Origin of the sequence: Mycolicibacterium sphagni (assembly GCF_002250655.1) — a bacterium.
Classification (GTDB): Bacteria; Actinomycetota; Actinomycetes; order Mycobacteriales; family Mycobacteriaceae; genus Mycobacterium; species Mycobacterium sphagni.
In genome coordinates, this window is record NZ_NOZR01000003.1 from 301,717 (window position 1) to 313,755 (window position 12,039).

Sequence of the window (12,039 nt, forward strand, 5' to 3'; positions counted from 1 at the left end):
GCTATGCCCGAATGGACGATCGGCGCGGTGCTGGACGCCATTGCTGATGTAGTTCCCGATCGGCCGATGACGATCTGCGGTGATCGCACGACCACGTACGCCGAGTCGGCCGATCGCACGCGCCGGCTGGCGAACTTCCTGGCCGGTCGCGGTTTTGGCGCGCACCGCGAGCGCAGCGAGCTGCGGAACTGGGAGTGCGGCCAGGACCGGGTCGCGCTCATCATGCACAACGACCTGTATCCCGATATGGTCATCGGCTGCCTCAAGGCGCGCGTCGTGCCGGTCAACGTCAACCATCACTACACGCCGCGTGAAGTCGCCGAGCTGCTCGACTACGTCAAGCCGGGCGCAGTGATCTACCACCGGTCGCTAGGTGCCAAGTTCGCTGACGTGCTGCCGCCCGACAGTGCCGAGTTGCTGATCGCGATCGACGACGGCAGCGACGTGGCTGATCTACCCGGTTCGATCTCTCTGGAAGATGCTCTGGCGCAGGGTGATCAGGACGCCGATATCACTCCATCGCCGGATGACGTGCTGATGATCTGTACCGGCGGCACGACTGGACGCCCCAAAGGGGTGATGTGGCGCCAAGCCGACACCTACGCCGTCTCGATGAACGGCGCCGACCACGAGTCGGTCACCGAGATCCATGACAAGCTCGGTGCGCCGGGGGCACCGTGGTTCGCGGTGTCACCGCTGATGCACGCGGCCGGCATGTGGACTGCGTTCGCCGCCGTGCTCAACGGGCAGACCGTCGTGCTCTATGACTCGCCGAAGTTCGACCCGCAGCGGGTGCTGTCCACCGCGCAACGGGAGAAGGTCGGCATGATGACGATGGTCGGTGACGCTTACGCGGCTCCGCTCGTCGAGGAGTTGCAGCGCGGCGATTACGACCTGTCCTCGTTGTTCGCGTTGGCCACCGGGGGAGCTGCGACCAACCTCAAACATCAGCACGCGCTGCTGGACCTGCTCCCCAACATCATCCTGATCAACGGCTACGGGTCGTCGGAGACCGGCAATGTCGGGTTCGGTCGCAGCATGCGCGGGGACCACAAGGACACCTTCGAATTGCGCGAGGGGGCACTGGTTCTCGCGGAGGACTACAGCCACTTCCTGGACGCCGGCGAGGACCAGGTCGGCTGGGTGGCCCGCGCCGGGCGGATCCCGCTGGGGTATTTCGACGATGCGGACGCCACCCAGAAGACGTTCCCTGAGGTCGACGGCGCGCGTGTGGTGATTTCCGGTGACCGGGGCTCGCTGGCTCCGGATGGGACTCTGCGCCTCTTCGGCCGGGACTCGCTGGTGGTCAACACCGGTGGGGAGAAGGTCTTCGTCGAGGAGGTCGAGGAAGTGCTGCGGGCACATCCCGGCGTTGTCGATGCGCTGGTGGTGGGTAGACCCAGTGAGCGGTGGGGATCAGAAATTGTGGCGATAGTCGCCCTCAATCCCCTCCACGGCGACGTCAGCCACGATGCCCTGCACGAACACTGCACGGCCCAACTGGCCCGCTACAAGGCACCGAAGGAGTTCATCGCCGTCGAACAGGTCAAGCGCCTCGGGAACGGCAAGGCCGACTACCGCTGGGCCAAAGCAACTGCCACGAGCCAGGTTTCGCTGCCATGACACGTAACGTGATAGATGGTCTGGTCAACGTCCACTTCGGCGAGACCGAACAGCAGCCGACCTGGATGCTCAAGGTCCGCGACGACTACTTCAAGGGCCCCAAGTCGATGTTCGCCCCGGTAGACATGGCCGAACTGCTCGAGGAGATGGACGCCCAGGGCGTGCAGAAGGCCATCCTGATGGACAACATCGTCAAGCCGCACGTCACCGCGCGTAAGTTCGCGGAAGCCCGCCCAGACCGGTTCGCACTGGCGATGGGCGGCTTCAACCTGCTCAAGCCGATGCCCACGCTGCGTGAGCTGGCTGCGGTCGTCGCCGACCTTCCCGTCGTGTATGCCGCTGTAGGGCCTAGCTTCTGGGGCGACGGGATGTACCCGCCCAGCGACGCCGTGTATTACCCGCTCTACACCAAATGCGCCGAACTCGAGCTGCCGCTGTGCCTCAACACCGGACTGCCCGGCCCGCCGATCCCCGGCGAGGCGCAGAACCCGATCCACCTCGACCGGGTGTGCGTGCGCTTCCCCGAGCTGCGATTGTGCATGATTCACGGCGCCGATCCCTGGTGGGATGTCGCTATCCGGTTGATGATCAAATACGAGAACCTGCGGCTGATGACCTCAGCATGGTCACCGAAACGCCTGCCGGACAGTCTGCTTCACTACATGCGCACCCGCGGGCCGGACAAGGTGATGTTCGGCTCGGACTGGCCGGTGCTCAAGATGCACCGCGTCGTGCCGGAAGCCGAAGCACTGGACCTGCCCGCCGGTGTCCTCGACAACTACCTCTACAACAACGCCAACGAATTCTTCTTCAGGGAGCGCTGAATGGACCGCTACGAACTGCGCAGGCTCGACTACAGCCTCACCGAGGACCACAAGGATCTGCAGAACGCGTACCGCCAGTTCTTCAAGACCCACAGCCCGATCGATACCGTGCGTGCCGCCGAGGCCACCGGGTTCGACAAGAGCCTGTGGGAACGACTGTGCGCCATGGGCGCCACCACGATGGCGGTTCCCGAGTCCGCCGGCGGCGACGGCGCCACCTTGGTGGACCTCACATTGGTGGCCGAGGAGATCGGGCGTTCTATCGCGCCGGTGCCGTGGATCGACCACGTCTGCGCCGCCCGCCTGCTGGCCGAGCTCGGCGCGCTGAGCGACGAGGTGATGAGCGGCAATCAGATCGCCGCACTGGACGCTACGGTGGACGCCGCCAGCGGTGTTCGGCTGATCCCGGCCGGCTCCATCGCCGACCAGATCATCGTCCGAGACGGCCCAAAAGGTGAAGACATCGTCCTTCTCACCTTCGGGACCCGGCCGGCCAAGGTCGACAACATCGGCCGGCTGCCGATGGCCTGGGTGGACCCTTCGGCCGCCGACAGCCGGACGGTGCTGGGCAGCGGGCCCGACGCCCTGGCGAAATACGGCCGGGCGCTGGATGAGTGGCGGCTACTGACGGCCTCCGCGTTGGTCGGCCTGGTCGAGGAGACCATGACCATTGCCGCCGAGTTCGCCAAGTCGCGCTACACCCTCGGTGTCCCCATCTCCACCCTGCAGGCGATCTCGCACCCGCTGGCCAACATGGTGATCACCGTCGAAGGGGGCCGCAACCTGTCGCGGCGCGCCGCCTGGTTCCTGGACAACGAGCCCGATGCGCGGCCCGAGCTGGCCCCGTCGGCGTTCGTGTTCATGGCTGAGGAAGCGTCCAAGGCGGCGACGATGGCCGTGCACATCCAAGGTGGTCTCGGGGTGTCGTCGGAGGCCGCCGCGACCGCCTACCTGGTGCGGGCCAGGGGCTGGGCATTGGCCGGCGGCGACCCGGGAGCCAGTGCCAAGCAGATCGCACACATTCTCGCAGACCGCGAAACTGCCTAGGAGACAACCGTAATGGATTTCTCACGCGTCCATCTCGACGCCGAGGATCAGGATTTCCTCGAGGAGGTCCGCACCTTCCTCGAGACGCATATCACCGACGAGGTGATCCGGCATGACCGGGAAACCGGTGACAACTTCCACGAGGCGGTGCACTTGGCGCTCGGTGCCGCCGGATACCTCGAGTTGGAGTGGAAGACGCAGGCCGAGGGCGGCTTCACCCGGGTGCGGCGGCGCATCTTTGAGCTGGAGAAGCGCCGCTTTCATGTCCCGTGGGTCACCTGGGGCACCACCGCGATGGTCGCGCGCTCGGTCAACAGCTTCGGCAAGGACGAGCTGAAAGACGAAGTGCTGCCCAAGGTTTTCAGCGGTCATGTGCGGCTGTGTCTGGGCTACACCGAACCCGAGGGTGGCTCGGACGTAGCCACCTGCAAAACCCGCGCGGTCCGGGACGGCGATCACTGGATAATCAATGGGTCGAAGATGTTCACCACCGGCGCGCACAACTGCCAGTACGTCTTCCTGCTCACCAATACTGACCCCGATGCGCCGAAACACAAGAGCCTGACCATGTTCCTCGTCCCGCTGGACTCCCCGGGCATCGAGATCCAGGGCATCCGCACCGTCGACGGCGACCGCACGAACATCGTCTACTACAGCGACGTTCGGGTAGAGGACAAGTATCGGCTCGGCGAGGTCAACGATGGTTGGACGGTGCTACGGGAACCTCTCAGCGTCGAGCACGGCGCGGTGGCCGCCGCCCCCGACGGGCTGGCCGACGTGTCGATCATGATGCATCAGGCCAATTTCATGGCCACCGCGGTCGACAAGGTGGCTGCCAATGTCGGCCGGCCGGACCCGAATGGCCGCCGCGCTGTCGACGACGGTGCAGTGGCCTACCGCCTGGGCCGCAGCGCCGCCCGGTTGGAGGCCGCGCTCAGTTCGCCGACCCTCTACGGCCGGGTGGCCATCGCGCAGACGATGCGCGATATCGCCCCCGATCTGATGGACGTTCTGGGTGCCGCGGCAGCGCTTCCGGTGGAGACCGACGGCGCGGCCGACGACGGAGCCTCGGAGTATGTCTACCGGTTCGCCCCGCTGTCCGGGATTTACGGCGGAACCCTCGAGGTCTTCCGCAACATGATCTCCCAACACGTTCTGGGGCTGGGCAAACCGGCCTACGCGGCGAAGAGGGCGTCATGACTGACACGCAGCTCACCGAGGTGCCGATCTTCGATGCCGATCAGCACATGTACGAGACACCCGAGGCACTGACCCGCTATCTGCCCGAGCGCTACCGATACGCGGTGCAGTACGCGCAGATGGGCCGGCAGACCCGGCTCGTGATCAACAGCCGGGTGAGCGATTTCATCCCCAACCCGACCTTCGAACGCGTCGCCGCTCCTGGTGCGCACGAGAAGTTCTTTGCCGGGGAGAACACCGAAGGTCTGACACTTCGCGAAATGCAAGGCCCCGCAATCGAAGCGCCGGCGGCGACCAAGAATCCGGCTGACCGGATCGCCGAACTCGACCGTCAAGGCGTGGTCGAGGCGCTGAACTATCCGACGCTGGCCAGCCTCGTCGAGCACTTCTCGGCCGACGATCCCGAGCTGACACTGGCCATCATCCACGCGCTCAACCAGTGGATGGCCGAGCACTGGACGTTCGCGTACGAGGATCGGCTGTTCTCCACGCCGATCATCAACCTCTCCGAAGTCGGCGGTGCGCAAGCCGAACTCGAGTACCTGCTGTCCGCCGGCGCCAAGGTGGCGCTGATCAAACCCGGCCCGGTTCGCGGTGTGCACGGGTGGCGGTCGCCCGCACTGCCGGAGTTCGATCCGTTCTGGCGTGATGTCGAGGCCGCCGGCCTGCCGATCGTGCTGCACGCCAGCTACCCGCCGCTCGACGATTACGTCGGCAGGTGGGAGCCGCCGCACACGCAGAACTTCATGGCGATGAGCGCGTTCCGGTGGATGGTGCTGGGTCACCGCGAGATCGCCGATATGATCACCAGCCTGATCTGTCACGGCACGCTGACCAGATTCCCGCGGCTGCGCATCGCCAGCGTCGAGAACGGCAGCTCGTGGATCTTCCCGTTGTTCAACGACTTCGAGGATCTCTACAAGAAGATGCCGCAGAACTTTCCCGAGCATCCCCACGACGTGTTCCGGCGCAACATCTGGGTCAGCCCGTTCTGGGAGGGCAGCGTGTCCGATGTGGTCAACACCGTCGGCTGGGACAAGGTGATGTTCGGGTCGGACTATCCCCATCCCGAGGGGCTCGCCGAACCACGCGGCTTCTGGAAATACGCCGAAGGAATGGACGAACGCAGAACCTACGACTTCATGGGCGACAACGCGCGGCGGTTCATGGGTCTGCCGCTGGCCAACCCGGACCCCGCCGCGGTCAACCCGCCGGCGCTTGCGGTCCCTTCCTAAACCGAGGAGCTGCCATGGATTTCACCGAAGTCGAGCTGAACGCTGACGATGCCGCGTTCCAACGCGAGCTGCGGAGCTTTCTGTCGGAGTTGGTGACCGACGAGGTGATCCAGCACGACCGCCAAACGGGCGACAACTTCCACGAGGGTGTGCACCTGGCCCTCGGTGCCCGCGGCTACCTGGAGCAGGAGTTCAACACCGGCACCCTCGCCGGATTCAGCCGGGTCCGTCGCCGGATCTGGGACCTCGAGCGTCGTCGGGCCCATGTGCCGTGGGTGACGTGGGGCACCACGACGATGGTTGCCAAGGCCGTCGCAGCGTTCGGCAAACCGGAACTGGTCGATGAGGTGATGCCGCGAGTCTTCGACGGGACAGCGCGCATGTGCCTGGGCTACACCGAACCCGAGGGCGGCTCGGACGTCGCGACCTGCAAGACGCGCGCGGTCCAGGACGGCGATCACTGGGTGATCAACGGCTCGAAGATGTTCACCACCGGCGCGCACAACTGCCAATACGTGTTCCTGCTGACCAACTCCGACCCAGATGCGCCAAAGCACAAGGCCCTGAGCATGTTTCTGGTGCCACTGGACCTGCCGGGCATCGAGATCCAGGGTATCCGCACCGTCGACGGCGACCGCACGAACATCGTCTACTACACCGATGTCCGGGTGCCCGAGAAGTATCTGCTCGGCGAGGCCAACGGGGGCTGGACGGTGCTGCGCGGACCGCTGGACGCCGAACACGGAGCGGCGCCGACGGTGGCCGACGGGCTCTCCGATGTGTCGATCATGGCCCATCAGGCCGGCGTCATGGCCGCCGCGGTCGATGCCGTCGCGGCCAGGGTCGGGCAGGTTGACGCGGCCGGTAAGCGCATGGTGGACGACGGCGCGGTTGCCTACCGCCTCGGCCGCAGTGCGGCGCGGCTGGAGGCATCGCTTTCCACGCCAAGCATTTTCGGCCGGGTGGCCCAGGCCCAGACGATGCGGGACATCGCGCCCGACCTGATGGACCTCGCCGGTGCCGCCTCGGTGCTGTCCGTCGACTCCGATGGCGCCGCGGACAACGGCGCCTCGGAGTACGCCTTCCGGTTCGCCCCGCTGTTCGGTATCTATGGCGGCACACTGGAGGTGTTCCGCAACATGATCGCCCAACACGTGCTCGGGCTGGGCAAGCCGAACTACTCGCCGCCACGATGACGACGACATCGGTTGTCTTCGATCCGTTCTCGGAAGACTTCTTCGTCAGCCCCTACGACACCTACCGGCGGATGCGCGACGAGGCGCCGGTCTATTACAGCCAGGAGTACGACTTCTACGCGCTGACCCGGCACGACGACGTCGCCGCGGCGTTCAAGGATTTCGAGACGTACTCCTCGGCGTACGGCGTTGACCTCGGGCAGGTACGCAAGGGCGAGGTCACCAAACACGGATCGATCATCGCGATGGACCCGCCCGCGCACCGGCGCATGCGCAGCCTGCTCAACAAGGTATTCACACCCCGGGCCATCGAAGCGCAGCGGGCGCTGGTTATCGAGCTGGTCGACAAGCACCTCGCGGCGGTCGATCCGTCGGGATTCGATTTCGTGCAGGACTTCTCGGCACTCTTCCCGGTCGACATCATGACCGCCTTGCAGGGTGTGCCCCAGGACGACCGCCAGCAGATCCGGCTGTGGATCGACGAGCTGCTGCACCGCGAAAGCGGCGACGTCGAGATGACCGAGTCGGGCCAGAAGGCCGCCGTGGACATGGCGATCTACTACTTCCGGCTGATCAAAAAGCGGCGCGAGGACCTCGGCGAGGACCTGTTGAGCAAGCTCATCGGAGCCGAGATCGAACGTGACGACGGCCGGATGGAGCCGTTGGACAATATCGAGATCACCGAATTCGCAACGCTGTTGGGTGGGGCCGGCGCGGAGACGGTCACCAAGCTGATCGGCAATGCTGCGGTGGTCTTCGCGCAGAACCCCGACCAGTGGGAGTTGCTGCAGAACGACAGAAGCAAGATACCGCTGGCCGTCGAAGAACTACTGCGCTATGAAGCGCCCGCGCAATACAACGTGCGCTGCTCCCTGCGTGAGATCACCCTGCACGGGGTCACGATTCCAGCCGGCAAGCCGGTCTTCCTGGTCGGCGGATCAGCCAACCGCGACCCCCAGGCGTGGACGGAGCCGGATCGGTTCGACATCGACCGGGACCGCACCCAGGCCCAGAATCTGGGGCTGGGCTATGGGATTCACAGTTGCCTCGGTGCCGCCCTGGCTCGGCTGGAAAGTGCTATCGCGCTGGACAAGATGCTGGATTTCATGCCCCGCTACGAGGTGGACTTCAGCGGCTGCAAGAGGGTCAACATGCAGAACGTCGCGGGCTGGAGCAACGTGCCGGTGAAGGTGCTCGGCTGACGCGCCAGTCGGGTGGTGTCACTGTGGAATTATCAAGGTACACAATATTTTTCAGTGTTGATCGCTAGGCGGCGTCGTCGAGGTGCATGGTACGCCGGTTGTATGCGGGGAGTGGTGTTCGATCTGGGTCGACCACTGCGGGCGGAATGAGCCACGGGTGTTTGTCGTAGCCGAGGATGACGTTCCAGCCGTTGTGGTGGACATCGGCGTGACAGCCTGGGCAGAGTAGGCAACCGTTGTTCAGGCTCGTTTCGCCCCGGTGGCTCCAGTGCTGAATGTGGTGGCAATGGGTCCTGCTGGCGGGGGCACCGCACTTGATACAACACCGATCCCGCAGGTACAGCGCTTTGCGCAGATGTGCTGGGAACAGGCGTTTGTCATGCCCCATGTCGAGGGGGACCTGGTGTCCGTCCATGATGATCGTGGTGACGCTCGTATCGCAGGACAACCGGCGCAGGCTGGCGAGGCTGATCGGTCCCATGAATTCCAGCTCCGCCGCATCGGGGGCGTCGGCAGGCACGGTCAACAACAACTGCGTGCGCGGCGGTGAGGATCTGTCACCGGCGCGTGAGGCGGTGTCGAGTACCCCTTCCAGGGCGTCGGCGCGGCGTCGCTCGGCAGGCCGAGGATCGGGTGTGCCGTCGGGCTCGGGGCGTGGTGCTGACCCTTCCTCCAAGGCGGCGGCGAGTTTGACGCCCACTTCGGCATCTAAATTCCCCTTCACCCGCCAGCGCCCTTCGCTCGTTTTGACGCAGTGGATTTCGTTGATCGAGCGGTCCTCGGCGGCCGGTAACCCATCCTGCTCCTCGGCGAGCTGGTTGCCCAGCTTCTGTGCCCGGTCAGCGATCTCGGCCGGAGTGGCCCCGGACAGGACTTGACTCCACAGGTCGACCTGATGCTGGTACCGGGCGTCCTCATCAACCGGCTCCGCCGCCCGCATCTGGATATGCCGGACGCCTTTCACCACTGCATCCACATGTTCACCGGACGACGCCCCGTCGGCGGCGTGGGCCATTACCACCGGCAACGCTTCGGCAGCAGCGCCGACACGGAGCATTCGCGCGGCCACCGATGGTGCACACCCCAACGTCATCAGCACTTCTCGCGGTCGTCTCCCGCCCCGGGCTGCGACATCCAGACGCGTCAGAGCGCCGGCCAGCATTGCAGCTCGGTGATCGGCGAGATGGCGCACCGCCAGCACTGCCCGTAGTTCACCGATCACGTCAGCATCATCGAGCTCCAGATCGCGCAGTTCCTCGGCGATCCGGATGAGTTCCGCGGTTGCGGCGTTCATGCCACAACTTTAATCGAACGTATGTTCGATATCAATCGAGACGTCCAGCGACAGTTCCTGTTATCTGCCAGGCTGTTGGCTACACGATCTTGTTGGCTCGCAGATCGACGATTTCGTCAGCGTCGTAACCGATTTCGCCCAACACCTCGTCAGTGTGCTCGCCGAGCAGCGGGGCCCGTCGCCGGATCGAGCCGGGTGTGGCCGACAACCGGAACGGTGTCTCGATGAGGGGAACCGGCTTGGACGCACCCGGAAAGGGCACCCGTTTGAGGTAGCCCATCGCCCGCACGTGCGGGTCGTCGAGCACCTCTTGCGGGGAATTCAGCGGGGCGGCAGGTAGTTTCGCTGCCTCGAGCTGCTGGAGCGCTTCGCTCTTGGTCTTGCCTGTGCACCACTGCTGCATCAGATCGTTGAGGATGTCGCCGTGCGCCCAGCGGGAGTCGTCGTCGGCGAAGCGCGGATCATCGAACAAGTCCTCTCGGCCGATCAGCCGGCACCACCGCTTGAACATCGGCTGACCGGCGATCTGAAGCAGGACCCAGCCGTCGGTGACCTCGTACAGGTCGCACGGGGCCACCGATGTCCCACGGTTGGCTGCCCTCGGCTTGTCGACTCCGAGCAGCTCGCGCTCGATGAGGAACGCGTTGGACAGCATCAATGCCGTTGGCAGCAGGGCGCCTTCGACATGCTGGCCCTGCCCGGTCTGGCTGCGGTGGTACAGGGCCATCATGACCCCGATGGTCAGTGTCAGCGCGGTACCGAAGTCCGCCTGAGGGACGACGGTGCGGATCGGCAGGTCGGGCAGTCCCTGCCGGTAGACGGCGCCGGACATCACCTGACCGGCCCCGTCGAATCCGATGCGGTCGCTGTAGGGACCACCCTCGCCATACGCGGTGGCGCTGGCCAGAATGATGTCCGGTTTGACGGCGCGCAGCGAGTCGTAGTCCAGGCCGCTGGCCCGCATGCCAGCCGCGGGCATGTTGGCGACGACGATGTCCGACCGGGCCACCAGCCGCCGGGTGATGTCGGCACCCTCGGCCGTCGTCGAGTCGAGGGTCAGTGAGCGCTTGTTGCGGTTGCACTGCAGGAAGGTGCCGCCTTCGCCGCCGCTGGTGACCGATTGCACCCAGCGGTCCTCGCCGCCTTGGCGTTTCTCGACGCGGAGCACGTCGGCACCCATATCGGCCAGCAGCGCGCTGCACCAGGGCGCCGCGATGAACCGGCCGTAGTCGAGTACCCGCACACCATCGAGAACGCCCATGCTCAGAGCGTGAGGACGGTCGCGGCGGCGGTCCCCGGGGCGCCGTAGAGCTGAGTGAAGCCGACCTTCGGCTCACCGGGAACTTGGCGGTCACCGGCTTGGCCACGCAGTTGCCGGACGATTTCGTGGATCTGCCGCAGCCCGGACGCGCCGATCGGCTCACCGTTGGCGATCAGGCCGCCGTCGGTGTTGATCGGCATGGATCCGTTGATCTCGGTTTCGCCGTCGGCCAGCAGGCGTTCCTGGTCGCCGTCGGCGCAGAACCCGCATTCGGCCATGTGGATGATCTCGGCGCCGGCATCGGTGTCCTGGAGTTGGATGACGTCGACGTCCTGCGGTGAGACACCGGCCTTTTCGAACGCGGCCCGCGCCGCGTAGACGGTGGGTGCGACATCTTCGGCGACCGGGCCGAACGTGGTGTTGACCTCGTAGGCGCCATATCTGCGGGTGCGCACCTCGACGGCCTTCAGATAGACCGGCTTGGACGTGTAGCGGTGCGCGATGTCGGCACGGCACATCACCACCGCGGCGGCGCCTTCGTCGGGCGCACAGAACATGTACTGCCGCAGCGGATAGTTCAGCACCGGCGAGGCCATGATCTCCTCGACGGAAATCTCCTTGCGGCGGAACGCATTCGGGTTGAGCACACCGTTGCGGAAGTTCTTGTTGGCCACCCGCGCCAGCGTCTCCTCGGAGATGGCGTGGTCGTGCAGGTAGCGGTTGGCCTTCATGCCGAAGAACTGGGTGGTGAGGTACTGGCCGTTCTCGGCGTACCAGCGCGGCATGCCCACCAGGGCGGGGTCCTCGGTGAAGGCGCCGCGAGGGTGCTTGTCGAGGCCGATCGCGATGCCGATGTCGTAGTCACCGAGCCGGATACCGTCGGCGCACGCCTTGGCCGCGCTGGCGGCCGTCGCGCACGCGTTGAACACGTTGGTGAACGGGATCCCGGTCAGCCCCACCATGGCGACGATCGCGTCCGGGTTGGCGATGGTCCAGCTGCCGCCGGTCGCGAACTGGACGTCGCGCCATTCGATGCCGGCATCGGCGACAGCGGCGAAGATCGCGTCGACGCCCATCGCCATCGCGGACTTGCCTTCGAACCGGCCGAACGGGTGCAGGCCGACGCCGATGATGGCGACATCGTTCATCGATGGTCT

General features: G+C 65.5%; 10 protein-coding genes. 7 read left to right on the plus strand and 3 right to left on the minus strand.

Annotated features, from left to right (window positions below; all coding sequences use genetic code 11):
- The first annotated feature begins 3 nt into the window (after positions 1-3).
- The 7 genes from CG716_RS05675 to CG716_RS05705 are packed head-to-tail and all read left to right on the plus strand — an operon-like array spanning position 4 to position 8,327.
- The gene (locus CG716_RS05675; protein WP_094477272.1) at positions 4-1,623 is read left to right on the plus strand and encodes an acyl-CoA synthetase; all 1,620 of its coding nucleotides are present in this window, start codon (positions 4-6) and stop codon (positions 1,621-1,623) included.
- Positions 1,620-2,447 (plus strand): amidohydrolase family protein, encoded by an 828-nt coding sequence (locus CG716_RS05680; RefSeq protein WP_094477274.1) that lies wholly within the window; start codon positions 1,620-1,622, stop codon positions 2,445-2,447. The genes CG716_RS05675 and CG716_RS05680 overlap by 4 nt, the downstream gene beginning before the upstream one ends.
- A complete protein-coding gene (locus tag CG716_RS05685) occupies positions 2,448-3,494 on the plus strand; it encodes an acyl-CoA dehydrogenase family protein (protein ID WP_094477276.1) in 1,047 nt (348 codons plus the stop codon). It abuts the gene before it with no gap.
- A gap of 12 nt (positions 3,495-3,506) precedes the next feature.
- Entirely contained in the window at positions 3,507-4,694 is a 1,188-nt protein-coding gene (locus CG716_RS05690; RefSeq protein WP_094477278.1) for an acyl-CoA dehydrogenase family protein, read from the plus strand.
- Positions 4,691-5,929 (plus strand): amidohydrolase family protein, encoded by a 1,239-nt coding sequence (locus CG716_RS05695; RefSeq protein WP_094477280.1) that lies wholly within the window; start codon positions 4,691-4,693, stop codon positions 5,927-5,929. Before CG716_RS05690 ends, CG716_RS05695 begins: the two co-directional genes overlap by 4 nt.
- Positions 5,930-5,943: 14 nt before the next feature.
- Positions 5,944-7,125, plus strand: a complete 1,182-nt coding sequence (locus CG716_RS05700; protein ID WP_094477281.1) for an acyl-CoA dehydrogenase family protein — start codon at positions 5,944-5,946, stop codon at positions 7,123-7,125.
- Positions 7,122-8,327, plus strand: coding sequence for a cytochrome P450 (locus tag CG716_RS05705; RefSeq protein ID WP_094477283.1), 1,206 nt, complete (start codon positions 7,122-7,124; stop codon positions 8,325-8,327). Before CG716_RS05700 ends, CG716_RS05705 begins: the two co-directional genes overlap by 4 nt.
- Before the next feature lie 64 nt (positions 8,328-8,391).
- Here CG716_RS05705 and CG716_RS05710 read toward each other — a convergent pair whose 3' ends face one another.
- The 3 genes from CG716_RS05710 to CG716_RS05720 all read right to left on the minus strand — a co-directional run bounded on the left by CG716_RS05710 (position 8,392) and on the right by CG716_RS05720 (position 12,030).
- Positions 8,392-9,621, minus strand: coding sequence for an HNH endonuclease (locus CG716_RS05710; protein WP_094477285.1), 1,230 nt, complete (start codon positions 9,619-9,621; stop codon positions 8,392-8,394).
- A gap of 79 nt (positions 9,622-9,700) precedes the next feature.
- On the minus strand, positions 9,701-10,882 hold the full coding sequence (locus CG716_RS05715) for a CaiB/BaiF CoA transferase family protein (RefSeq protein WP_094477287.1): 1,182 nt from the start codon (positions 10,880-10,882) through the stop codon (positions 9,701-9,703).
- Between the two features lie 2 nt (positions 10,883-10,884).
- Positions 10,885-12,030 (minus strand): thiolase family protein, encoded by a 1,146-nt coding sequence (locus tag CG716_RS05720; protein WP_094477289.1) that lies wholly within the window; start codon positions 12,028-12,030, stop codon positions 10,885-10,887.
- Positions 12,031-12,039: the final 9 nt, after the last annotated feature.

Bases quoted from the DNA above. Each gene is read 5' to 3' on its own strand.
- CG716_RS05675 (WP_094477272.1), top strand. From the start codon at position 4: ATGCCCGAATGGACGATCGGCGCGGTGCTGGACGCCATTGCTGATGTA.
- CG716_RS05680 (WP_094477274.1), top strand. From the start codon at position 1,620: ATGACACGTAACGTGATAGATGGTCTGGTCAACGTCCACTTCGGCGAG.
- CG716_RS05685 (WP_094477276.1), top strand. From the start codon at position 2,448: ATGGACCGCTACGAACTGCGCAGGCTCGACTACAGCCTCACCGAGGAC.
- CG716_RS05690 (WP_094477278.1), top strand. From the start codon at position 3,507: ATGGATTTCTCACGCGTCCATCTCGACGCCGAGGATCAGGATTTCCTC.
- CG716_RS05695 (WP_094477280.1), top strand. From the start codon at position 4,691: ATGACTGACACGCAGCTCACCGAGGTGCCGATCTTCGATGCCGATCAG.
- CG716_RS05700 (WP_094477281.1), top strand. From the start codon at position 5,944: ATGGATTTCACCGAAGTCGAGCTGAACGCTGACGATGCCGCGTTCCAA.
- CG716_RS05705 (WP_094477283.1), top strand. From the start codon at position 7,122: ATGACGACGACATCGGTTGTCTTCGATCCGTTCTCGGAAGACTTCTTC.
- CG716_RS05710 (WP_094477285.1), bottom strand. From the start codon at position 9,621: ATGAACGCCGCAACCGCGGAACTCATCCGGATCGCCGAGGAACTGCGC.
- CG716_RS05715 (WP_094477287.1), bottom strand. From the start codon at position 10,882: ATGGGCGTTCTCGATGGTGTGCGGGTACTCGACTACGGCCGGTTCATC.
- CG716_RS05720 (WP_094477289.1), bottom strand. From the start codon at position 12,030: ATGAACGATGTCGCCATCATCGGCGTCGGCCTGCACCCGTTCGGCCGG.